Consider the following 22667-nt stretch of genomic DNA (forward strand, 5'->3'; position numbering starts at 1 on the left):
GCCCGTCCGTCGGACCCGACGGCCACACTGCTGCGATGCCCTCCCGTCACCTGCACCTCGTCGTCGACGACGACCTGGGCCCCGCCCTGTGGGTGCGGGAGCAGACGGCACCGGGCCGCGCCCGCGCCGCCGAGGACCTCACCGCGCTGCAGGAGACGGCCCCCGAGCCGCTCGCCGCGGCGCTCGCCGTGCTCCCCGATCGTCTGCGCCACCGGGTGCGGCTGCGCGGCCGCGCAGGAGCACCGGACCGCCGCGTGCCGGCCGCCGCGCTCACCGGCCCCGAGCTCGTGGGGCTCGTGGAGGCGGTGCGCGCCCTGCTCGAGGCGCGGTTCGGCGAGGACGCCCTCGAGAGGGTGAGCGCCCTCATCGCGCAGGGCACCCCGGTGCTGCTCGGCGAGGACGTCGCCGCCATGCCCGATCTCCAGGCGGCGACCGTGCTCGACGTCGAGGCCGCCCGGCTCGTGGCCCGCCGCGACCTGCGGATCCTCGGCACGGAGCGGCACGGCCTGGCGGGGCTGGTCTGGCGGGGACCGGACCCGGACCGGCCCCCGCTGCTCGACGCGCTCGTCGACGCCCGCGCCCGCGCCGCCTTCGCCGCGCATGTCGGGAGCGTAGGCGCCGAGGACAGGGACGGGGACGAGCAGGACCCGCTCGGCGTGCTGCCCGCGCTCACGGCCGACGGCGAGCTCGGCGGGGACCTGCCGGCGCAGCGGGCCGTCGCCGCCGCCCTCGAGGCGTTCCGCGACTCCGGCCGGGCGGTCGTGCTCGCCTCGACGGACGACGAGCTCGTGGTGCGCCTGTTCGAGCCGGAGCCCGGCAGCACCGACTGGCTGCTGCAGACCTGCCTGCGCCAGGAGGACGGCACCGTGCACCCGGTGGACGCGCTGCGCGCCGTCGGCGGCCTCACCGCCGCGGGCGCCGCGGAGGCGGCCGCCGCGATCATGCAGCGCTCCCCCGTGGTGCGGGGCGCCCGCGTGGACACGACGGGGCTGGACTGGGTCCTCACGACCCCCGAGGTCTCCACCCTGCTCGCGGAGGACGCCGCCGCCCTCGAGCGGGCCGCCGTGACCGTGCTCCTCCCCCGCGGCTGGACCGCCCAGCGCACGACCGTGCGCGCCGAGCAGGCGGACGAGCCCGAGGACGCCCGGAAGAAGGGCTCCGGCGTGGGGATCGGGGCGATGGCGAGCTTCCGCTGGCGGGTCGCCGTCGGGGACACGGAGCTCACCGAGGAGGAGATGGAGGAGATACGCGAGGCGCAGTCGGAGATCGTCCACCTGCGCGGGCAGTGGGTGCGGCTGGACACGACGACCCTGCGCGCCGCGGAGCGCTTCCTCGACGCCTTCGCCGCCCGCACGGGACAGCCGCGACGACCGCGCACACCCGAGGAGCAGGCCGCCGCGGAGCGTCGCCGTGAGCAATGGCGGCGCGCGCAGGATGCCCGACGGCAGGGCGAGGCCGGAGGACCCGGGACACCCGAGCCGGAGCCGGAGCCGCGGCTCACCCCGGCGGAGTTCACGGGTGACACCACCTGGGCGGAGATCTTCTCCCTGCTGCTCTCCCCCGACGCCGCGGACATGGGCTTCGCCTACGACGCGATGACCTCGACGGGCGGCGAGGGCCTCGCGCGGCTCCTCCCCGGCGGCCGCGGTCCCGAGACGCTGCCCTCCCCCGCCACGCTGCAGGCGACGCTGCGGCCGTACCAGCAGGACGGCCTGGACTGGATGTGGGCGCTGGACCGGCTGGGCCTCGGCGGGATCCTCGCCGACGACATGGGCCTCGGCAAGACGATGCAGGTGCTCTCCCTGCTGTGCCGCGAGCGCGAGCAGGGTGACGACTCACCGGCGCCGGGGCCGACGTTGCTCGTGTGCCCCATGTCCGTCGTCGGCGCCTGGCAGCGGGAGGCCGCGCGCTTCGCCCCGCAGCTGCGGGTGCACGTCCACCACGGGGGCGCGCGGCTGCGCGACGCCGGCTTCGCGCAGCTCGCGAGGCGGCACGACGTGGTCCTCACGACCTACTCGCTGCTCGCCCGGGACCTCGAGCTGCTGCGCTCCGTGCCCTGGCACCGGATCGTGCTGGACGAGGCGCAGCACGTGAAGAACCCGGGCACGCAGGTCACGCGCGCCGCCCGCAGCCTGCAGGCCCCGCACCGGCTCGCGATGACGGGCACCCCGGTCGAGAACCGGCTCGGGGACCTGCACTCGCTCATGGAGGTCGTGAACCCGCGCCTGCTGGGCAGCGCCGCGCAGTTCGCCGAGCGCATCGCCGACCCGATCGAGGAGGAGGGGGACGAGGGTGCGCTCGCACGGCTGAAGTTCGTCACCTCGCCCTTCGTGCTGCGACGGGTCAAGACGGACCGCTCGATCATCAAGGACCTCCCCGAGAAGACCGAGCTCACCCGGGTCGTGAACCTGACCCCCGAGCAGGCCGGGCTCTACGAGGCGATCGTCGAGGAGCTCATGGCCTCGGTCGACGGCGCCGCCGAGAACCAGCGCCGCGCGCTCGTGGTCTCGACGCTCACCCGCCTCAAGCAGGTCTGCAACCATCCCGCGCACTACCTCGGCGACGGCTCCGCGCTCGTGCGGGGCGGTGCGCACCGCTCGGGGAAGCTCGAGCTCGTCGACGACCTGCTCGAGAACGCCTTCGCGGACGGCGAGAAGGTGCTGCTGTTCACGCAGTTCACGCAGTTCGGGCACCTGCTCGCCCCGTACTGGGAGGAGCGCTTCGCGGGCTACGGGATCGACGTGCCCTTCCTCCACGGCGGCGTCGCCAAACCGGACCGGGACGCGATGGTGGCGCGGTTCCAGGAGCGCACGGACGAGCCGGGGCTCATGCTGCTGAGCCTGCGCGCGGGCGGCACGGGGCTCACCCTCACCGCCGCGAACCACGTCGTGCACCTGGACCGCTGGTGGAACCCGGCGGTCGAGAACCAGGCGACGGACCGCGCCTTCCGGATCGGGCAGCGCCGCGACGTCACGGTGCACAAGCTCGTCTCCGCTGGGACCGTCGAGGAGCGGATCGACGGGGTCCTCGCGGACAAGCAGCAGCTCGCGGATCTCACGATCGCCCCCGGGGAGGACTGGATCGCCTCCCTCGACGACGCGGCCCTGCGCGACCTGCTGAGCCTCGACGCGGCCGACTCCTGGGAGGGCGACGGATGAGCATCCCGCTGCGATCACGGCGCGGCGCGATCGGGAAGGGCTGGCACGCCGTCGCCCTCCGCACCGCCGCGGAGCTGCTGCTGGGCCCGGGCCGGGCGAGCGGCGGCCGGGCCGACGCCCGCGCGGGCCGCGTGCAGTGGCTGGACCTGTCCCCCGGCCGGGCCCGCGGCGCGGTGCTCGGCGCCGACGGCGAGGTCCACGAGGCGCAGCTCGACCTCGCGCCGCTGGTCGGGGCGGACCGCGCGGTGGTGCTGCGCATCGCCCGCGCGCACCCGGAGCTGCCGGCGCGGCTCGCGAGCGGCACGTACCCCGAGGAGATCGAGCGGGAGCTCGCCCGCGAGGAGGTCTCGCTGCTGCCGCGCGGCGCCTCCGAGCTCTCCCACGACTGCTCGTGCCTCGACTGGCCGGGCCCGTGCCGGCACGTCGCGGCGCTCGTCTACGTGCTCGTGGAGTCCGTGGACGAGGACCCGACGGGCCTGCTGACCCTGCGCGGCCTGTCCCTCGGCGACCTGATCGCGCCGCGGGACGAGGCTCCGGCGGGCGGCGTCCCCTCCGGCGCAGGGGCCGACGACCCGGAGGATGCGTCGGAGGCGGAGCCGGGCTCCCCGGGCGCCGGGGGCGAGGGCACTCCGGGGCAGGGCGCCGTGGATCCGCGGCGCCTGGACCCGGCGCCGCTCGCCGCCGTGATCGGCGAGCCCCCGGCGGCGCTGCTCGCGAGCTTCTTCGCGGCCGCCGAGCTCGAGGACGGCGAGCCCGAGGGCACCACTCCGGATCCCCCTACAGTGGAGCCATGACCTCCCCGAACGTCGCGCCCGACCCCTCCGCCGCAGGAAGCACCGTCCCCGAGGAGGCGCTCCGCGAGATCACCGCGCTCTTCGAGGAGGCCGTCGCGACGCACCGCACTGCGGGGATCACCTGGGCCGTGATCGGGGGTCACGCGCACACCGACGCCGTGCTCGCCCACGGGGCCGCGGGGCACCGGGCGCTCGAGGCGGGCAGCCCGGCCGCGGGCTCCTCCCCGATGGACCGCTCGACGGTCTCCCGCATCGCCTCGATGACGAAGTCCTTCACCGCGGCGACCGTGCTCGCGCTGCGCGACGAGGGCCGCCTGCGCCTGGACGACCCGGTCTCTGTGCACGTCCCCGAGGCGGCGGGCGCCTTCGAGCAGGAGCCGGACGACCCGGAGGTCACCCTGCGCCACCTGCTCACGATGAGCGCGGGCCTGGTCACGGACAACCCCTGGGGCGACCGGCAGGAGGCGATGACCCGGGAGCGCTTCGCAGAGGTGCTGGCCGGGGGCCTCGGCCACGTGCACGCGGCGGGCACCGGCTTCGAGTACTCCAACACCGGGTACGCCCTGCTGGGCCGCGTGATCGACGAGGTCACCGGGACCCCCTACGCCGAGGAGATCCGGCGCCGCTTCCTCGGGCCGCTCGGGCTCGACGCGACGGGGTGGTCCGCCGCGGAGGTCGACGTCGCCCATCTCGCCACCGGGCACCGCCTCGCGGACCGCACCGATGCCACCCGCTTCGAGCAGGTGCCGCTCGACTCCCCCGGCGTGTACGGCGCGATGGCCGGCCTGTTCTCGACCGTGGACGACGTCGCCGCCTGGGCGCGCTTCCTCGCCGCGGCCGACGCCCCTGCAGTAGCCCCCGCCGCGGGCGAGCACGCGGGGCTGCTCTCGATCGCCTCCCGCCGGGAGATGCAGCAGGGCCACCGGCTCCAGCCGTGGGCCGCCCTGCCCGCCGGGGAGGACGGCCGCTCCCCCGGTTTCGACCGGGTGCGCGCCTACGGCATGGGCCTCGTCGTCGAGACCTTCCCGGACCTCGGCGAGGTCATCTCCCATTCGGGCGGCTACCCCGGCTACGGCTCGTTCATGGTGTGGCACCGCGACAGCGGCGTCGGCATGGTGGCCCTCGCGAACAGCAAGTACGCCCCCGCGACCCCGCTGTCGATGGAGGCGCTGCGGATCCTGCGCCGCCACAGCCCCGCCCTGCTCGCGCGCCGCGCCCCGCAGGCCGCTCCGCGCGCCCTCGAGGCGGCGGCCGGCGCCCTGGAGTGGCTGCGCACCGACGACCCGGCCCTCGTGGAGGCGTGGTTCGCGGACTCGATGCTGCTGGACGTTCCGCTCGTCGAGCGCCGTCGTCGGCTCGACGCCTCCCTCGCCGCGGCCGGGCTCTCGGCCGCGGACCTCGAGACGCTGACCCCGGGTTCGGCGCGGGCTCTGAGCCGCGCCCACCTGCGCTGGCGCCTCGCGGGCCGCGGGGACGGCGTGCCGGGGACCGCTCCGGTGGACGTGCAGGTGGACCTGCTGCTGGACCCGCGCCGGGAGGCGCTGCTGCAGGCGCTCGACGTCACCGCCGTCGCGCGGTGAGGGGCGTCAGAAGACAGGGTTCAGAAGACAGGGTTCAGAACACCGACAGCAGCACCGCGGCGACGATCGCGCCGAGCACGAGGGCGGAGCCGCCGCCGATCCCGATCGCCATGTAGGTGCCGGTGCGGTCCGCGGGCCGCTGGCCGGTCCCCGTGCCGGTGGCGCCCGTCCCCGTGTAGCCGGTCCCGGCCCACTGCTGGCCGGTCTGCGGGGAGCCGACCCCCGGCGACGGCACCCCCGGGGAGTGCTGGGCCCGGCCCTGCGGAGCGGGAGCGGCGGAGGCCGTCGTCGGCACGTACCCCTGCTGCACCCGGCCCGCGCGGATCGCCTCGAGGGACGGCGCGGCGGCGGACTGCGCGGGCCGCTCGGGGCGAGCGACGCCGGGGGCGTTCTCCGGCATCGGTGCGAGGGTGTCGTCGAAGCGCAGCGGGGTGCCGTCGGCGAGGGTGAGCGGGTATCCCGAGGGCACGCGCGGCAGGTCGCGGCGCACGGCCTCGGCGTCCTGGTAGCGCTGGTCCGGCTGCGCGGCGAGCAGCCCGCGGATCACGGCGGAGAGCTTGGGGGTCACGCCGCGCAGGTGCTGGTCGAGCTCCTCCGGGCGGAAGGCGCCGTCGTGCAGCTTGAGCGGCCCGTTGAGCGCGACGAGCGCGACCACCCCCGCCGCGTAGAGGTCGTGGGAGGGGGTGGGCTCGGCCATCGAGAACAGCTCGGGCGCCATGTAGCCGGGGGTGCCGTTGACCATGCCGACGTGCGTGAAGCGGACGTCGGACTCGTGCACGGCGATGCCGAAGTCCGCGAGCCGGGCATGGGGCCTCGCGGCGCCGCGGGCCTCGAACATGATGTTCGCAGGCTTCACGTCGCGGTGGATCCAGCCCTCGCGGTGCACGTGCGCGAGGCCGTCGAGGAGCTGGTCGAGGATGACGACGACGGCGGGCTCGGAGAGTTTCCCGCGGCGCTTGACGACCGATTCGAGGGTCCCGCCGCTCACGAGCGGCATGGCGATGACGACGTGCTCGTCCTCCGCGCCCCAGCCGTAGGGGGTGAGCAGGTGCGGGTGGTCGAAGCTGACGCCCTTCTCGCGCACGAAGCGCATGAGGTCCGCCGAGTCGCGCTGGCGCAGCACCTTCGCCGCGCACACCGCCTGCGCCTTGGCGTCCCAGGCGCGCCACACCGACCCGGAACCGCCGGTGGCGATCAGGTCGATGAGCGCGAACCGCCCCACGATCACATCTGCCATAAGGGGGCCAGCATATCGGCGGCGTCGCCCCGGCGTTATCCTGGCAGCTCCGGTGTGGACGCAGGAGGAGGGGATCCGATGGGCGGCGACGGCCTCGCAGGCTTCCTGGACCCCGTGGCCTTCTCCTGGATGATCCTGCTGCTCCTGCTGCTGGGGACCCTCCTGCTCACGATCGGCTCCGCGGTCTGGATGCTGCTGCAGCCCGACGAGCCCGAGCTCGACACGACCCCGCTCGTGGACGACGCCGTGCGCCGGGACCGGGAGGCCGCCGCGCTGATGCGCCGCCGCCTCGACGCGGACGCCGGCCGCACCGACACCACGGCGCCCGAGCTGCGCTGAGGCCCGTCGCCCGACGCCCGGGGTGAGGGCATCCGCCCGCTCCGCACCTCGTGTTCACCCCCGCGCCCCTCCCTGCTCATCCGGTCCTCGCACCGCGGAAATCCCCGCTCCCTAGCGTGCTCCGCACAGGCGCCGGCGGACGGGGGAGGGATGGCGATGAGGTCAGGACGCACCCTTCTCCTCGCGGTGGACGGTCTCGCCCCGGAGGACGCCGCGCCGCTGCGCGAGGCCGCCCGCGTGCCGGCCATGGCCGGGGAGCTGACCGTCCGCCCCGGCGGACCCTCCGAGCCGGCCCCCGCGCTCGCCTCCGTGCTCACGGGGACGACGGTCGCCCGCACCCATGTCGCCTCGGAGATGCCCTTCCTACCGGGCGCCCCGGGAGTCGTCTCCGCCTGGTACGCCTCCGCGCTCACGGCCCCCACCCTGCTCGACGCCGCCGAGGGCGAGGGCGCCGTGACCGCCGCCCTGCAATGGCCCGCGACGGCCGGCGCCGGCGTGTCCCTGTGCCTCCCGCTCGTGGAGGACGTGCGCCATTACCGCAACCGCTGGGAGATGGCGGAGTCCACGAGCTCGCCGCGCATGGTCGCCGAGCACCTCGCGCCGCGCCGCGAGGCCGGGGTGCAGCTCTCGCAGGTCCCCCCGGACGCCCTCGTCGCCGAGATCGCGGCGGAGGTGCTCACCCGCTCCCCCGTCGGCCTCGCGGCCGTGCGGCTCACGGGCCTCGCCCGCGCGCGCCGGGAGGACGGGATCGGCTCCCCCGCCGTGCGCCGCGCCCTCGCGGACCTGCTCGACGCGGTCGCCCAGATCGCCGCGGCCTTCGGGGCGGGGCGCGACGATCGCACCGTCCTGGTCCCGGGGCGCCCGCTCGTGCCGACGGTGCTGCTCGTGCACCCGAACACGGCGCTCGCCGCCCGCGGCTTGATCCGCACGGACGGCCCGCGGCTCGCGTCCTTCCGCGCCCTGGTCTGGCCCGACGGCCCGCGCGGGGCGCTGCACGTGCGGCGCGAGGAGGGGGAGGCGGTGCGCCGCCTGGCCCTCGACGTGCTCGGCGAGCTCGCCGAGCACCATCACCTCACGCTGCGCGAGGTCGACGACGGGGTGGGCGCCACGGGGCAGACCGACGTCATCGCGGTGCTCGAGGGGGCGCCGGGGACCGTCGTGGGCCTGTCCCCCACGAACCGGCCGCTCGTGGACGGGGACGATCCGTACTACGCGGGGCCGCGCGCGGTGACCGACCCCTCCGCGGTCTCGACGGCGCTGCTCGCGGGGCCGGGCCTGCCCACCTCGCCCGTCGAGGGGAGCTGGGCGGATCTCGGGGCGACCCTCGCCGCCGCGCTCGACCTCCCGCTGCCCGCCGCGACGGGCCGGGCGCTGCGCTCCCCCGCGCCGGCCTGAGGGCTCAGCGCTCGCGCAGTCGGGCCCAGAGGCGGGGGAGCAGCCCGGGCTCCGGCGGGCGAAGGCGGTCGCGGAGCTCGTCGAGAGCGGGCGCGTCGTAGGCGATGTGGTGGGCGCCGTCGTGCACCGCGGGATGCGGCGGAAAGGCGTCGGCCTCCTGCGGCGTGACCTCGATGCCGAGGCCCAGCGCCACGCGCCGTTCGCCGTCGGCGTCGAGGACGACCTCGAGGGAGTCGGCCCCTGCGCCGCCGGGCAGGTGGAGCTCCGCGTCGACGTCGGCCTGCAGGCGGTCCATCGCCGCGGTGAGGCGCTCGGCGAGGTCCGGCTCCGCGAGCACCCGCTCGCGCAGCGGGATGACCACGAGGTTGCCGCCGACGTCGGTGATCGCGTCCGCGACGTGGTGGGTGCCGCGGCGCTCCCCGTGCTCGTGCAGCGCGAGGCGCTGGATCACGAGGCGAAGGGTGCCCTCCGGCGCGACGGTGCCGAGGAGCGCGGCGAGCGCGGCCGTCGCCGGGGAGCTGCCGTCCCAGGGGACGGTGGTGCCGATCTCGAGGGGGTCGACGGTCGCCTCCGGTGCGGAGGCCTCGTCCGGGGCGTCGATCTCATCCGGATCAGGTGGGAAGGTGCTGGCCACGGCCCCATCCTACCGAGCGGTCGGGCCGTTCTCAGTGCGCGTCCGCGGTCGCGGGACGGGCACCCACGGCGGCGCGCACGGCCGCGATCTGGGAACGCCAGGCGCGCTGCGCGGCGACGCCCGGTCGCACGATCGGGAAGCCGTCGCCGTGGCCGGGCTCCTCATGGAGCACGGCCTCGCCGCCCGCGGCGGCGATCCGCTCGACGAGCGCGCGGGAGTCCGGGGCGAGCAGGTCGTCCCCGCCCACGGCGAGGTGCACGGGCGGGAGCCCCTCGAGATCACCGCGCAGCGGGCTGATCCGCGGGTCCTCGCGGTCCGCGCCGTCGGCGTACATCCGCGCGGCCTGCCGGTGCTCGCCGTCGAGGCGGTGCTCCGCGGTGAGGTCCGCCCAGGGGACGGAGAGCAGCAGCAGGGACGGCTCGGTCACGCCGAGCGTCGCGAGCTGGGCCTGCACGCCGAGGGCGAGGCCGGCGCCGGCCTCGTCACCCGAGAGCACCCAGCGCCCCGCGGGCAGCAGCGCGGCGCGGTCCAGGGCGTGGAGGGCGTGGAGCACGTCCTCGTCCGCCCGCGGGAAGGGGTGCCGCGGAGCGAGCGAGTAGTGGATCATCGCGGCGGCGACGTCGGCCCGCCGGGCGACCTCCTCGAGCCAGGTCCAGTGCTCGGCGCGCTCGCCGCGCAGGTAGCTCCCGCCGTGCAGGTGCACGATCACGCCCCGCGCGGCCTTCTGCTCATCGATCCAGGTCACGGGGACGTGTCCGTGGCGGCGCCGGCGCACGCGGTCGCGGCTCGCGACCGATCGCGGGGGCGTGGTCGGGGACTGGGTGGCGAGGATCCTCAGGGCGCCAAGCGTGCCGATGCTCATGGGAGGAATCCTCGCACGAGACCCTCCCGGAGGGCAGGGACCTGCGTCAGGCGCCGTCGGCCGGGGTCGCGCGGAGGGCGAGGTCGTCGTCCACGGTGCCGGGCCGCGCGGCGACGAACCCGGCGACGCCGAGCACGACGCCGGTCAGGGCGAGGAAGGAGAGCACCGCGGGGATCGAGCCGGTCGCGTCGAGCAGGCCGCCGGCGACCAGCGGGCCGACGGCCGCGAGGACGTAGCCGAGCGGCTGCGCGATCCCCGAGAGCCGGGCGGTCACGGCGACGGCGCAGGTGCGCGCGGGGATGAGCGCGATCGCGGTCGGGAAGGCGAGGCCGGCGATGCCGAGCACGGTCCCCCACACGAAGGGGCTCACCTGCGGGAACAGCATGAGACCCCCGTAGCCGGCGGCGGTGAGCACGCCGTAGCCCGCGCAGATCCAGGGCAGGCGGCGGGAGCGGGAGACGAGGGTCGGGACGATCAGGCCGCCCACGATGCCGAAGGCGCTCAGCACGCCGACGACGACCCCGGCGGTCGCGGGCGAGGTGCCCTCCGAGGTGAGGATCTGCGGGAGCAGGCCGAACTGGCAGTAGGCGTTGAGCGACTGCATGCCGAACATGACGGTGAGCGCGATCGCGCGCGGCGAGCTCAGGATCCGCCCTTTCACCTGCCCCTCCGGCGGGGGAGGCGGGAAGTCGTGGCCGGTGCGCGTGAGCACGACGGCCCAGACGAGCACGGGCGCGACCCCGATGAGCCCCCACAGCGGGAGGGAGTGGCGCCAGCCGTCGGCCTCACCGCCCGCGAGGGGCACGGCGAGCATCGCGGCGGCCGTGGCGCCGCTCGCGAGGACGACAGAGTAGAGGGTCATGAGGCCCACCACGCGGGTGCCGCCGTGCTGCTTGATCCAGGCGGGCAGCAGCACGTTGCCGAGGGCGGGGCCCAGCAGGGCGACCACGGAGAGCAGCACGAACAGGCCGAAGCCGTCGACCGTGGGCCGCAGCAGCAGGCCGAGGGCGACGAGCACGAAGGAGGCGAGCACGGTGCCGGTGAGGCCGAGCACCCGCGCGACCGGCACGGCGAGCGAGCCGACGATGCCGAAGGTGAGGCAGGGCAGGGCCGTGAGCAGGCCGGAGGCGACGGCGCCCTGTCCGTAGTCCGCGACGATCTCCGACATGAGAGGGCCCACGGAGGTCGCCCCGGGGCGGAGGTTCAGGGCGAGGAGCCCGACGGCGATCACGGCCAGCAGGGGGCCGACGGCGCGACGGGAGGAGGGGGTCACCCGTCCCTTCTACACCCCGTGGGCACGCCGTGGTGGAGGCGTCCGCTTCGCGGGGGTGCGTCCGGTCCCCGCTGTGATCCGCGCCGCGCCGCGCGGACGACTCCCCAGGATTGGTTGCCTTTTCATCTATCGTGGCCGCTCCGCACTCCCCTCCGGAAGGACGACCATGTCTTCGCACGCCGCCCGTTCCACGACCTCCCACCTGGGTCTCCTGATCGCCCGCCTCGTGCTCGGCGTCATCTTCCTGCTCCACGGCTACCAGAAGGTGGTCCAGTGGGGCTTCCCCGCGGTCACCGACGCCTTCGCCGGCATGGGCGCGCCGATGCCGGGGATCACCGGCCCCGTCGTCGCCGTGCTCGAGCTCGTGGGCGGCGCCCTGCTGATCCTGGGCCTGCTCACGCGCGTGGCCGGCGTGCTGCTCGCGATCGACATGGTGGGCGCCGTCGTGCTCGTCCATGCGCAGAACGGCGTGTTCGTCGACGCGGGCGGCTGGGAGCTCGTGGGCGCGCTCGGCGCCGGGGCGCTCGCCCTCGCCGCCGCCGGCCCGGGCCGCTTCGCCCTCGACGCGCTGGGCGGCGGCTCCCGCCGTCGGCGCTCCGCGGCCCGCTCCTCCGCGACCGCGGAGGCCTGAGCGGTCACCGCGGCGGCCCGCGCAGCCGGACCGCAGAGGACCGTCGGCCCCGCCCCCTCGGGGGACGGGGCCGACGTCGTCGTGCGGACGGCGGGAGGGCCGCTCAGTGGTCGACGGCGGCCTTCTCGGAGCCCGCGCCGGTGAGCGAGCGGACCTCCATCTCCGCCTGCTTCAGCTCGTCGCCCGGCCCGGAGGTGATCGAGCCGAGCCAGCCGAGGAGGAAGCCGAGCGGGACCGAGACGATCGCCGGGTTCGTCAGCGGGAACCAGGCGAAGTCCACGCCCGGGAACATGGCCTTCTCGCCGCCGGAGACCACCGGGGAGAAGAGGATCAGCACGACCGCGCTGATGAGGCCGCCGTAGATGCTCCACAGCGAGCCGCGGGTCGAGAACCGCTTCCAGTACAGGGAATACAGGATCGAGGGCAGGTTCGCACTCGCCGCGACCGCGAAGGCGAGGGAGACGAGGAAGGCGACGTTCTGCTCCGCGGCGAGCACGCCGCCCACGATCGAGATCGCCGCGATGACGACGGCCGCCGTGCGGGCGACCTTCACCTCGCGCGCCGGATCCGCCTCGCCGCGCTTGAGCACGCCGTTGTAGATGTCGTGCGCGAAGGAGGCGGAGGCGGTGATCGTGAGGCCCGCGACCACCGCGAGGATCGTCGCGAAGGCGACCGCGGAGATGATCGCGAGCAGCACCGAGCCGCCGAGGGCGTAGGCGAGGGCGGGGGCCGCCGAGTTCGAGCCGCCGGGCAGCGAGCCGATGACGTCCACGCCCACCATCGAGGCGGCCGCGAAGCCCAGCACGAGGGTGCACAGGTAGAAGAAGCCGATGAGGGCGATCGCCCAGGTCACCGAGCGGCGCGCCTCCTTCGCGGTGGGCACCGTGTAGAAGCGCATGAGCACGTGCGGGAGCCCGGCGGCGCCGAACACGAGCGCGATCGCGAGGGAGACGAAGCCGAGCTTGCTCGATCCGGTCTCGCCGTACTGGAGCATCGGGTCGAGGATCTTCGTGCCGTCCGGGTGGGCCTCGACGGCCCGCTCGAGCACGGTCGAGAAGTTGAAGCCGTTCAGCGCGAGGATCCAGACGGTCGTCACGCCCACCGCGCAGATGAGCAGGACGGCCTTGATGATCTGCACCCAGGTGGTGCCCTTCATCCCTCCGATCAGCACGTAGGCGATCATCACGATGCCCACGACGACGATCACGGCGCTCTGCCCCACCCGGCCGTCGATGCCGAGCAGCAGGGAGACGAGCGCGCCCGCGCCGGCCATCTGCGCGAGCAGGTAGAAGAAGGTCACGGCGAGGGTCGAGCTCGCGGCGGCGGTGCGCACGGGCCGCTGGCGCATGCGGAAGGACAGGACGTCGGCCATCGTGAACTTGCCGGTGTTGCGCAGCGGCTCGGCGACGAGCAGCAGCGCGACGAGCCAGGCGACGAGGAAGCCGACGGAGTAGAGCAGGCCGTCGTAGCCGTAGAGGGCGACGGAGCCGACGATCCCGAGGAAGGACGCGGCGGAGAGGTAGTCGCCGGCGATGGCGATGCCGTTCTGGCGCCCGGAGAAGCTGCGGCCGCCGTGATAGAAGTCCGCGGCGCTCGTTTTCTGCCGGGAGACCCGGATGACGACCGCGAGGGTGACCACGACGAAGGCGAGGAAGATCGCGATGTTGAGGACGGGGTTGCCGACGTCCATGTCAGTCCTCCCCCTCGATCTCGACGCGCAGCCGCTCCGCGAGCGGGTCGAGCTTCCGGTTGGCGTGGCGGATGTACAGCCAGGTGATGAGGAAGGTCATGACGAACTGGCTGATGCCGAGCAGGATGCCGAGGTTCACGTGGCCGATCACGGGGATCGCCATGAGCCCCTCCGCGTACGTGGACAGCAGCACGTAGGCGAGGTACCAGACCAGGAAGGCGGCGGTCATGGGGAAGGCGAAGCTGCGGAAGGAGGTGCGCAGCTCGCGGAAGTCCGCGGAGTCCTGCACCTCCCGGTAGCGCTCCGGGGAGGGTTCGGGGGCCGGGCCGTGGGGAGGCACGGGCGTCGATGACGTCATCGCGGGCACAACTCCTTCGTTCTGCGCGGGTCCGAGGTGAGGAGTCCTCGGACGGCACCGAACCTAGCAGGCGTGATGCCGGTCACGCGGGAGGGTGTGGACCGCGGCGGCGCCCGGGGACGCCCGCGGGCTAGCCTGCTCCTCTCCCCGTTCCCGAAGGACCCCTCCATGACCAGCACCGACCCCGGCACGACCGCCGCCCCGCGTCCCCTGATCCGCGCCGCTTGCACGGAGGACCTCGCGGGCGTCGGCGGGATCCGCGAGCACGCGATCCGCACCTCGACCGGGCTGTGGACGGACGAGCTGCCCACCCCCGCCCAGCTCGAGGCGTGGTTCCGCGAGCACCTCGAGCGCGGGGCGATGCTCGTCGCGGTCGATCCCGCCCTCGAGGGACCGGAGGCCGTGCTCGGCTACGCCTCCTACGGTCCGCTCGTGCCGAAGAACGGCTACCGCTTCACCGCGGAGAACTCCGTGTACCTGCGGCCCGAGGCCCAGGGCCGCGGGCTGGGCACGGCCCTGCTCGGGGCGCTGCTGGACCTGTGCCGCGAGCACGGCATGCACTCCGTGGTCGCGCTCGTCGAGGCGGGGAACACCGCCTCGATCCGGCTCCACGAGCGCTTCGGCTTCGTCGAGGCGGGGCGCCTCGTCGAGGCGGGCTGGAAGTTCGACCGCTGGTGGGACCTGGTGCACCTGCAGCTGCGGCTCTGAGCTCGCCCACCACGACCGACTCACGGGAGCGGACTCGGGCCTGCCCCTCGCCTGAGCAGCGCGTCCTCCGCGGCGTTGCCCGGGCAGCGCAGCGCCTCCTGCGTCGCGGCGGCGGACTCCTCCTCGCGCCCCGCCACCCGCAGCAGCTCGGCGCGGGCCACGTGGAAGGGACGGTAGTCGGCGAGGTCCTCCGCGACCCCGTCGAGCTCCGCGAGGAGCAGGGTGGGATCGTCGCCGCGGCGGGCGCGGGCGACGGTGCGGTTCAGCTGCACCATCGGCCCCGGCCAGTGCCGCAGCAGGTGGTCGTAGAGCTCGACGACCTCGTCCCCGTCGACGTCCTCGGCGCGCTCGGGCACGCAGCGGGCGGCCGCGATCGCGCCCTGCAGCAGGTAGGGGCCGCGGTGCCCGCCGCGCAGGGCGTCGAGGACGAGCTCGTCCGCCCGGTCCACGGCAGAGCGGTCCCAGCGCGTGCGGTCCTGCGCGTCGAGCGGGACCGGCAGCCCCTCCGCGTCGGTGCGGGTCCCGGCGCGGGCCTGCACGAGCAGCGCCTGGGCGAGGAGGCCGTGCACCTCGCCCTGCCCGGGCAGGAGGCGCTTCAGCAGCTCGAGCAGCCGCACCGCCTCCCCCACGAGGTCCGGGCGGTCGTGCCGCTCCCCGGCGGGGGCGGTGTGACCGGCGGCGAGCACGAGGGAGATCGCGTCGAGGACCGCGGTGAGGCGGCCGGGAAGCTCCTCCGGCTCGGGGACGCGGCAGGGGATGCCGCTGAGCGCGATGCGCCGCTTCGCCCGGGTGAGGCGGGCGCCCATCGTCGGCACGGGCACGAGGAACGCCGCCGCGATCTCCTCGGTGCTCAGGCCCAGCACGAGACGCAGCACGAGCGCCACGCGGGACTCGGGGGCGAGGGCGGGGTGCGCGCACAGGAACAGCAGGCGCAGCCGCTCGTCGCGGACCACGACCTCGGACTCGTCGATCACGCGGGGGTCGCCGTCGGACGTGCCCCCGTCGGCCGCGCCGCCGTCGGCCCCTCCCCCGGTGTCCCAGAGCAGCAGCGGGAGCTTGCGCCGGAGGGTCTGCTCGCGGCGGCGGGCGTCGAGCGCGCGGCGCCGGGCGGTGACGGTGAGCCAGGCGCCGGGCCGCTCGGGCACCCCGTCCCGCGCCCACTGCTCGAGGGCCTGGGCGAAGGCCTCCGCGGTGGCGTCCTCGGCGAGGTCGAGGTCCCGCACGGCGCCGGCCGTCGCCGCGAGCACCGCGGCCCAGTGGTCGCGGTGCGCCGCGGCGACGGCACGGTCGACGGCGGCCCGATCGGCGGGCGCGCCCGTCGGCCCCCTCATGCGGTCATGGGCCGCACCTCGACGCCGCCGCCCTGGTGGAGGATCGGGTTGCGGCGCGCCACGGCGATCGCCGCGTCGAGGTCCGGGACGTCGAGCACGTAGAAGCCGACGACCGTCTCCTTCGCCTCGAGGTAGGGGCCGTCGACGAGGCCGCCGGCGCGGATGGAGGTGGTCGCGGTGTGCGCCGCGAGCGGGCTGCCGAAGGTCATGACGCCCTCGGCGACCATCTCCTGGGCGTAGGTGTCGTGCTCGGCGAGCTCGGCGGCGAGCTGCGCCTCGTCCGTGGTGCGCCGATCCTCCGGGTGGTACATGAAGACGGTGTAGCGGGGCATGGCGGGATCCTTCCCTCGGTCCGGCGCCTCTCGCCGGCTCTCACCCTGTCGTCGCACAGCCTCCCCCGGATCGACAGCCCTGTCAGGCCGGATCAGCCGCTGAAGCCGCCCCCGCCACCGGGCATGTCCTTGAAGCGCGAGTAGTGGCCCTCGAAGGCGACCGGGATGGTGGCGGTCGCGCCGTTGCGGTGCTTGGCGACGATGAGGTCCGCCTCGCCGGCGCGGGAGGACTCCTTCTCGTAGTAGTCCTCGCGGTGGATGAGGAGGATGAGGTCGGCGTCCTGCTCGATCGAGCCGGACTCGCGCAGGTCGCTCATCATCGGCTTCTTGTCCTGTCGCTGCTCGCTGCCACGGTTCAGCTGCGAGATCGCGATGACGGGGACCTCGATCTCCTTCGCGAGCAGCTTGAGCGCACGGGAGAACTCCGAGACCTCCTGCTGGCGGGACTCGACCTTCTTGCCCGAGCTCATGAGCTGCAGGTAGTCGATGACGACGAGGGAGAGGTCGTGCTTCTGCTTCAGGCGCCGGCACTTCGCGCGGATCTCCATGAGCGACATGTTCGCGGAGTCGTCCATGAACAGCGGGGCGTCGGCGATGCGGCTCATGGCGCGGGCCATGGCCTGCCAGTCGCGGTCGTCCATGGAGCCGTCGCGCATGCGGTTCATCGGCACCTGCGCCTCGGCGGAGAGCAGACGCATCGTGATCTCGGTCTTGTCCATCTCGAGGGAGAAGATGACGCTGGACTTGCCGTTGTGGATCGAGGCGGAGCGCAGCACGTCCATGCCGAGCGTCGTCTTGCCCATCGCGGGGCGGCCGGCGAAGATGATCAGCTGGCCGCCGTGGAGGCCCTGGGTGAGGTCGTCGAACTCGGCGAAGCCGGTGGGCACGCCGGTGACCTGGCCGCCGCGGTTCTGGGTCGCCTCGATCTGGTTGAGGGTCTCGTCGATGACCTCGCCGAGCGGCACGAAGTCCTCGCTCTGGCCGCGCTCGGTGACGGCGTAGACCTGCGCCTGCGCCTCGTTGATGACCTCCTCGACCTCGCCGCCGTCGGTCGCGTAGCCGAGCTGGACGATGCGGGTGCCGGCCTCGACGAGGCGGCGCAGGGTGGCCCGCTCGACGACGATCTCGGCGTAGTAGCCGGCGTTCGCCGCGGTGGGGACCATGTCGATGAGGTCCGCGAGGTAGGCGCCGCCGCCCACGCGCTGCAGCTCGCCGCGCTTGGAGAGCTCGTCGGAGACGGTGACGAGGTCCGCCGGTTCGCCGCGGCCGTAGAGGTCGATGATCGCCTCGAAGATCAGCTCGTGCGCGGGGCGGTAGAAGTCGTTGCCGCGCACCGTCTCGACGACGTCGGCGATCGCGTCCTTGGACAGCATCATGCCGCCCAGCACGCCGCGCTCGGCGTTGAGGTCCTGGGGCGGGGTGCGCTCCAGGCCGCGATCGGGACCGGCTTCGAAGGCTTCTGCTGTCGTCACCGGACCAGTGTAGGAACCCGGGCGGATCCTCGGGCCCCAGGGGGCGGCCGATGGGGGTGATGTGCGTCTGGGGAGGAAGGACCACGGTCGACGATGCCCGCATCGCCCCTTGAAGCCGGGCAGTGCACCGGAGGTACAGTGCTGACACGCATTAGACCACTGGTACACATCCCATGCACCGGATCGGAGACGACCATGAGCTCGGACGCGACCACGACCACGCGGGCCCACGCGAGCCTGCTGCCCTTCGCCCTCGCCCTGATCGCCGCGAACGCGGCGGTGCACGTGATCCTCGTGCTCGCGGGCAACCGGATCACCGTCCTCACCACGCTCCCCCTCCTCGCCGTCGCGATCGGCACGGCGATCTACCTGCTCACGAGCGGCCGCGCGCTGGGCCGGGTGCGCTACGGGCGCTTCGTCGCGCACGCGCTCTGCTACGCGACCGTCAACGTCGGCTACCTCCTGCACGCCTACCTGCTGATCGGCCTCGGCTCCCCCGCGATCGCCGGGAGCGGCAGCGGCACGGCGATCGATCCGACGTGGCTCGGCGCCTCCCTCGGCATGGCCGGCCTCTGGGGCCTGGGCCTGATCCTCCACGGCGTCGGCGCCGTGCTGGACCGCGGCTTCGAGGCGCCGCGCCGATGACCGGCGCGGCGGGCCTCGGCCCCGAGGACGCCGAATGGGCGGGAGAGCTCGCGCGCTCCTGGGTCGAGGTCTACAAGAAGTCGGCGACCACGCTCGCGCTGCTGCGCCTGATCGACGCGCACGGCCCGCTCCCCGCGGCGGGCCTCGCCCCGCTCTTCGAGGAGACGACGGGCTGGACCCTCACCGAGCGCGGGCTCTACCGCACGCTGCGGCGGCTCGCGGAGTCCGGGGTGCTCGCCATGGAGCGGGTCGACGTGGCCCGCACGGGTGCGAAGCGGCAGGACTTCTCGCTCACCGCCGTCGGCCGCGACTACCTCGAGCGGATCGAGCGCGAGCTCGTCTGAGGCGCCCTCACCCGTGCTCCCGCCGCCGGAACACGATCAGCTTCTGGACCACATAGCTGAGCGCGAACAGCAGCAGGTCGGAGGTGATCTTCGCGGCCACGAGCGGCATGCCGAGCGCGGTGAGGGCGCCGACGATCGCGACGCCGCCCGCGAGCACGACCGCGGCGAGCGCGACGTAGCCACTCAGCGCGCGGCGCAGCGGGGCGCGGCGGCCGGAGCGGAACACGAGGTGGCGGTTGATCGCGAAATTCGCGCCGCCGCTGACCACCCGGGCGAGGGTCATGCCGAGCCAGACGGGCGCCCCGAGCGCGACGGCGCCGAGAAGCAGCCCCGTGTCGATCGCGAAGGCGGCGAGGCCGCTGCCCGCGAAGGTGAGGACGGGGGCGAGCACGCGCAGGGAGTCCCGCAGCGGGCGGAAGTGGCTCGTCGCGTTCTCGTCGACGTACACGGTCGCGATCGGCAGCTGCCGCAGGGTGATCCCCTGGCGGGCGGCGGCGACGAGCATCGTGTACTCGTACTCGTAGCGGTCCCCGGGCACGGTCCCGGCCCAGTCGAGCAGGGTCGCGGGGATGCCGCGCAGGCCCGTCTGGGTGTCGCCCAGGCGCACCCCGGAGACGGCCTCGAACAGGCGGGCGCTCACGGCGTTGCCGAACCACGAGCGCAGCGGCACCTCGCCGCGGGCGAAGGAGCGCACGCCGAGCACGATCCCCCCGGGGCCGGTGGCCGTGCGCGGGGCGTCGAGCGCCTCGATCACGCGGAGCACGTCGGCCAGGGTGTGCTGCCCGTCGGCGTCCGCGGTGACGACGCCGCGACCGGGCAGCTCGGACTGCACGAGGGTGAAGGCGGCGCGGAGGGCCGCCCCCTTGCCGCGGTTCACGGGCAGGTGCAGGACGCGCGCGCCGAGCACCTCGCACACGTCGAAGGTGACGGCGTGGTCGGGGCCGGAGCCGTCGTCCACGACCACGGACTCGACGCCGTGGGCGGCGAGCGCGGCGACGAGCTCGACGAGCTCCGGGCCGGGCTCGAGCGCCGGGATGACGACGACCGCGGAGGGCGTCGTCGGGGCGTCGGGGCGGGACGGGGCCGGCGCGGGGGCCGTGCGGGAGGTCTCGGTGGGTCGCTTCTGGAACTGGATGGTCATGTCGTCACCCCGCCACGTAGAGGATGTCGCTGGTGGCGCGCTCGCCACCGTTGCTGGGCTGGTTGAGGATCGCGCCGTCGACGATCATGACGCTCGAGCCGCCTCCGTCGAGGTTGTAGCCGGTGGTGCAGCCGAGTCCGGCGAGGATCTCGCCGAGCTCCGGCAGGCCCACGCCGCGCGAGTAGCCCTCGCTGCGGCCGTCGACCACGAGGAACACCAGGTGGTTGTCGCCGATCACGCCGATCGCGGTGCGCGGCTGCTCGCCCTGGATCGAGTGGTTGCCGACGTTGGTGTCGATCTCGATGTCCTCGACGCCGTCCGGCACGGCGCCGTCGACGAGGACGGCCGGGCCGAAGCTGAGGGTCTGCCAGACGCCGGCGTCGAGCAGCTCCTGGGCGCTCGTGGCGGTCTCGTCGTAGACCTCGACGTGGCCGTCGGCGTAGAAGGCGAGGCCGTCGCGGGCGGGCTCGTCGCGGTAGATGACGCCGTTGCGGATCTCGATGCCGGTGTCGCGGAAGCCGTAGTAGTCGCCGTTGATGGCGAGCACGGCGTCGTGGTCCGAGGCCATGGTGCTGGGATTGTCGGTGATGTTCTGGCCGAACTCGTCCTGCGCGAAGGCGGAGCGGATGATGCTCGCGTCGTCCACCTCGATCTCCGCCGCGTACCAGGCGAGGGCCTCGGAGCCGGTGCCGGTCGCGGTGGAGGTGAGCGTGATCGTCGTGGTCGAGGAGGTGTAGCCGGTCTCGGTGTACGCGCCGTCGGTCGCGAGGGCGGCAGTGGTCGCGGAGGTGCCGGCGGCCTCCTCCGCGGCGGAGACGCTCGAGACCTCGACCTTCTCCCGCAGGAAGCGGTCGTAGGCCCAGGCGGCGGAGCCGCCGGTGCCGGCGAGCACCGCCACGCCGCCGCCGATCAGGGCACGGCGGGTGACGGTGCGGCGGCGGGTGCGGGTCGTGGTGGTCGACCCGCCCGTCGGGGGCGGGGTGGGAGGGCTGGCGGGGTCCGGTGGAGTTCTCATGCCCTGAAGACTCCGCCGCGTGCCTATGCGGCGGTGCCCACGGATGCTGTGCCGTGCCTGTGCGTGCCCGCCGACCGCTCCGCGCCGGCGCCCGCCACGCGTTCCCGCAGGTCAACGGCTCGGAGTAGGTCGAGGTCACCCGCTGTTCATCTCTCATACAGGTACGACAGGGCGGTCATAGGAGATCCATAGGCAGGCCCCGGAGGGTTGCTCCCATCAACCCCCGACCCCGAGGAGCCCCCGATGTCCGCCTACCTCCTGTACGCACTCGACCTCGCGGCCGTGCTGACGCTGACCTTCGGCGTGTACTGGCCGCGCCACCGCCGCCGCGACCTCGTCGTCGCCTTCCTCGGGATCAACGTGGGCGTGCTCGCCGTCGCCGCGCTGCTCGCCGGATCCGCGGTCTCCGCGGGCCTGGGCCTGGGCCTGTTCGGCGTCCTCTCGATCATCCGCCTGCGCTCCGACGAGCTCGCCCAGCACGAGATCGCCTACTACTTCGCAGTGCTCGCCCTGGGCCTCGTCGCCGGGCTCTCCACCACACCCTCGGTCCTCGCGGTCGTGTTCATGGTGCTCATCGTCGCGACGATGGCGATCGTGGACCACCCGGCGCTGCTGGGCAGCCACCGCCGCCAGCTGATCATGGTGGACCGCGCGATCGCCGACGAGCCCACCCTCCGCGCCCACCTCGAGGAGATGCTCGGGGCCGACGTCACCGCCCTCACCGTGCAGCGCCTCGACACCGTGGCCGACACGACCCTCGTGGACGTCCGCTACCGGGTGCGCCCGGGCCGCCGCTCCGCCGGGCACCTGGCCCCGTCGGCCGATCGACTCACCGCCCCCGCCGAGGAGCCCGCGCTCGCCGCCCGCACCGCCGAGGCCCCGGTGATGGCGCGATGACCGCCCTGGACACCCTGCCCGCGGTGGGCCTCGAGGAGATCACCGAGCGCGCCGCCCTCATGACCCGCGTGGACCGCAAGTACCTCGTCCCGCGCGCGGAGGTCGACGAGCTGCTCGCCGGCTCCCCCGCCGAGCTGCGGGCCCTCGAGATCGACGGCCGACGCCGCCAGGCCTACCTCTCCCTCTACTACGACACCGAGGACCTCGCCGCCTACCGGGCGGCGGCCACGGGCCGACGTCGCCGCTGGAAGGTGCGCCGACGGGTGTACGTGGACTCGGGCGCCTCGTTCCTCGAGGTGAAGACCCGCACCGGCCGCGGGGAGTCCTCGAAGCTCCGGATCGCCCTCCCGGCGGAGACGGACGGGGCCGTCACCGGGATCGCGGCGTCGGACCCGCTCACCGATCCGCTCGCGGGACCTGCGCTCGACTTCGTGCTCGAGACCCTCGCGGAGGCCGGCTGCGCCACCCCGGAGGGACCGCTCGTCCCGGTGCTCGCCACCACCTACGACCGCTCCACCGTGCTGCTCGCGGAGGAGGACGCCCGGCTCACCCTCGACGACGCGCTCGTCTGGACCGGCCCCGGCGGCGACGCCCGCCGGCTCGCGGACCAGGTCGTCGTCGAGACGAAGGCCGGCACCCGCCCCAGCAGCGTCGACCGGGCGCTGTGGCGGGCCGGCCACCGCCCGCAGCGCCTCTCGAAGTACGCGACGGGACTGGCCCTGCTGGACCCCGAGCTCCCCGCCAACCGCTGGCACCGCACGGTGTCGCGGCTCGACACCGCGCAGCACCTCCACACCGCCGCCTGACCCCATCACTCCCGGAAGGACCCCG

22 protein-coding genes are annotated in these 22667 nt (G+C 74.6%); 11 read left to right on the top strand and 11 right to left on the bottom strand.

From position 1 onward, the window contains the following. Positions 1–35 precede the first annotated feature (35 nt). From C1N80_RS01540 to C1N80_RS01550, 3 genes are read left to right on the top strand one after another with little or no spacing between them, the layout of a single operon-like run. Positions 36–3158: a DEAD/DEAH box helicase gene (locus C1N80_RS01540; protein WP_137769157.1), complete on the top strand. Its 3123-nt coding sequence runs from the start codon at positions 36–38 to the stop codon at positions 3156–3158. Then, a complete protein-coding gene (locus C1N80_RS01545) occupies positions 3155–3952 on the top strand; it encodes an SWIM zinc finger family protein (protein ID WP_137769158.1) in 798 nt (265 codons plus the stop codon). The genes C1N80_RS01540 and C1N80_RS01545 overlap by 4 nt, the downstream gene beginning before the upstream one ends. Further along, positions 3949–5532 carry a serine hydrolase gene (locus C1N80_RS01550; protein WP_137769159.1) on the top strand — a complete coding sequence of 528 codons (1584 nt, stop codon included), beginning with the start codon at positions 3949–3951 and terminating at the stop codon, positions 5530–5532. The genes C1N80_RS01545 and C1N80_RS01550 overlap by 4 nt, the downstream gene beginning before the upstream one ends. 34 nt (positions 5533–5566) lie before the next feature. Here C1N80_RS01550 and C1N80_RS01555 read toward each other — a convergent pair whose 3' ends face one another. Next, complete coding sequence (locus tag C1N80_RS01555) at positions 5567–6769, bottom strand: serine/threonine-protein kinase (RefSeq protein ID WP_137769160.1); 1203 nt, start codon at positions 6767–6769, stop codon at positions 5567–5569. Positions 6770–6847: 78 nt separating this feature from the next. On the opposite strand from C1N80_RS01555, the gene C1N80_RS01560 reads away from it, so the two are divergent. Both C1N80_RS01560 and C1N80_RS01565 read left to right on the top strand, forming a co-directional pair. Next, complete coding sequence (locus tag C1N80_RS01560) at positions 6848–7108, top strand: hypothetical protein (RefSeq protein WP_137769161.1); 261 nt, start codon at positions 6848–6850, stop codon at positions 7106–7108. A 156-nt stretch (positions 7109–7264) separates the two neighbouring features. Continuing rightward, a complete protein-coding gene (locus C1N80_RS01565) occupies positions 7265–8503 on the top strand; it encodes a phosphodiesterase (protein ID WP_137769162.1) in 1239 nt (412 codons plus the stop codon). A 4-nt stretch (positions 8504–8507) separates the two neighbouring features. Here C1N80_RS01565 and C1N80_RS01570 read toward each other — a convergent pair whose 3' ends face one another. From C1N80_RS01570 to C1N80_RS01580, 3 genes are read right to left on the bottom strand one after another with little or no spacing between them, the layout of a single operon-like run. Beyond that, positions 8508–9137: a hypothetical protein gene (locus C1N80_RS01570; protein WP_137769163.1), complete on the bottom strand. Its 630-nt coding sequence runs from the start codon at positions 9135–9137 to the stop codon at positions 8508–8510. Positions 9138–9168: 31 nt separating this feature from the next. Beyond that, positions 9169–9999 carry an alpha/beta hydrolase fold domain-containing protein gene (locus C1N80_RS01575; protein WP_137769164.1) on the bottom strand — a complete coding sequence of 277 codons (831 nt, stop codon included), beginning with the start codon at positions 9997–9999 and terminating at the stop codon, positions 9169–9171. A 46-nt stretch (positions 10000–10045) separates the two neighbouring features. After that, complete coding sequence (locus C1N80_RS01580; RefSeq protein ID WP_137769165.1) at positions 10046–11272, bottom strand: MFS transporter; 1227 nt, start codon at positions 11270–11272, stop codon at positions 10046–10048. Between the two features lie 166 nt (positions 11273–11438). On the opposite strand from C1N80_RS01580, the gene C1N80_RS01585 reads away from it, so the two are divergent. Further along, positions 11439–11903 carry a DoxX family protein gene (locus C1N80_RS01585; protein WP_137769166.1) on the top strand — a complete coding sequence of 155 codons (465 nt, stop codon included), beginning with the start codon at positions 11439–11441 and terminating at the stop codon, positions 11901–11903. Positions 11904–12006: 103 nt separating this feature from the next. On the opposite strand, the gene C1N80_RS01590 is transcribed toward C1N80_RS01585, so the two are convergent. Both C1N80_RS01590 and C1N80_RS01595 read right to left on the bottom strand, forming a co-directional pair. Continuing rightward, entirely contained in the window at positions 12007–13593 is a 1587-nt protein-coding gene (locus C1N80_RS01590; protein ID WP_137769167.1) for a cation acetate symporter, read from the bottom strand. 1 nt (position 13594) lies between these two features. Continuing rightward, positions 13595–13951: a DUF485 domain-containing protein gene (locus C1N80_RS01595; protein ID WP_137769168.1), complete on the bottom strand. Its 357-nt coding sequence runs from the start codon at positions 13949–13951 to the stop codon at positions 13595–13597. Between the two features lie 168 nt (positions 13952–14119). Here C1N80_RS01595 and C1N80_RS01600 point away from each other — a divergent pair, with 168 nt between their 5' ends. Next, a complete protein-coding gene (locus C1N80_RS01600) occupies positions 14120–14659 on the top strand; it encodes a GNAT family N-acetyltransferase (RefSeq protein ID WP_137769169.1) in 540 nt (179 codons plus the stop codon). Between the two features lie 20 nt (positions 14660–14679). Here C1N80_RS01600 and C1N80_RS01605 read toward each other — a convergent pair whose 3' ends face one another. The 3 genes from C1N80_RS01605 to dnaB form a co-directional block, all read right to left on the bottom strand. Further along, on the bottom strand, positions 14680–15990 hold the full coding sequence (locus tag C1N80_RS01605; protein ID WP_137769170.1) for an RNA polymerase sigma factor: 1311 nt from the start codon (positions 15988–15990) through the stop codon (positions 14680–14682). Next, complete coding sequence (locus C1N80_RS01610) at positions 15987–16322, bottom strand: YciI family protein (RefSeq protein WP_137769171.1); 336 nt, start codon at positions 16320–16322, stop codon at positions 15987–15989. The genes C1N80_RS01605 and C1N80_RS01610 overlap by 4 nt, the downstream gene beginning before the upstream one ends. Positions 16323–16414: 92 nt before the next feature. Next, a complete protein-coding gene (gene dnaB, locus C1N80_RS01615; protein ID WP_168197987.1) occupies positions 16415–17794 on the bottom strand; it encodes a replicative DNA helicase in 1380 nt (459 codons plus the stop codon). Positions 17795–17989: 195 nt separating this feature from the next. On the opposite strand from dnaB, the gene C1N80_RS01620 reads away from it, so the two are divergent. Continuing rightward, positions 17990–18439 carry a hypothetical protein gene (locus C1N80_RS01620; protein WP_137769172.1) on the top strand — a complete coding sequence of 150 codons (450 nt, stop codon included), beginning with the start codon at positions 17990–17992 and terminating at the stop codon, positions 18437–18439. Beyond that, the gene (locus C1N80_RS01625; RefSeq protein ID WP_137769173.1) at positions 18436–18783 is read left to right on the top strand and encodes a helix-turn-helix transcriptional regulator; all 348 of its coding nucleotides are present in this window, start codon (positions 18436–18438) and stop codon (positions 18781–18783) included. Before C1N80_RS01620 ends, C1N80_RS01625 begins: the two co-directional genes overlap by 4 nt. A 7-nt stretch (positions 18784–18790) precedes the next feature. Here the strand turns inward: C1N80_RS01625 and C1N80_RS01630 are convergent, their stop codons facing one another. Together C1N80_RS01630 and C1N80_RS01635 are read right to left on the bottom strand one after the other, a co-directional pair. Then, the gene (locus C1N80_RS01630) at positions 18791–19924 is read right to left on the bottom strand and encodes a bifunctional glycosyltransferase family 2/GtrA family protein (RefSeq protein WP_137769174.1); all 1134 of its coding nucleotides are present in this window, start codon (positions 19922–19924) and stop codon (positions 18791–18793) included. Positions 19925–19928: 4 nt separating this feature from the next. Then, positions 19929–20939 (bottom strand): phosphodiester glycosidase family protein, encoded by a 1011-nt coding sequence (locus C1N80_RS01635; RefSeq protein WP_137769175.1) that lies wholly within the window; start codon positions 20937–20939, stop codon positions 19929–19931. 243 nt (positions 20940–21182) lie between these two features. On the opposite strand from C1N80_RS01635, the gene C1N80_RS01640 reads away from it, so the two are divergent. Then, positions 21183–21836 carry a DUF4956 domain-containing protein gene (locus C1N80_RS01640; protein ID WP_137769176.1) on the top strand — a complete coding sequence of 218 codons (654 nt, stop codon included), beginning with the start codon at positions 21183–21185 and terminating at the stop codon, positions 21834–21836. Continuing rightward, positions 21833–22642: a VTC domain-containing protein gene (locus C1N80_RS01645; protein WP_137769177.1), complete on the top strand. Its 810-nt coding sequence runs from the start codon at positions 21833–21835 to the stop codon at positions 22640–22642. Before C1N80_RS01640 ends, C1N80_RS01645 begins: the two co-directional genes overlap by 4 nt. Positions 22643–22667: the final 25 nt, after the last annotated feature.

This window comes from Brachybacterium sp. SGAir0954, from assembly GCF_005490785.1.
Lineage (GTDB): Bacteria > Actinomycetota > Actinomycetes > Actinomycetales > Dermabacteraceae > Brachybacterium > Brachybacterium rhamnosum.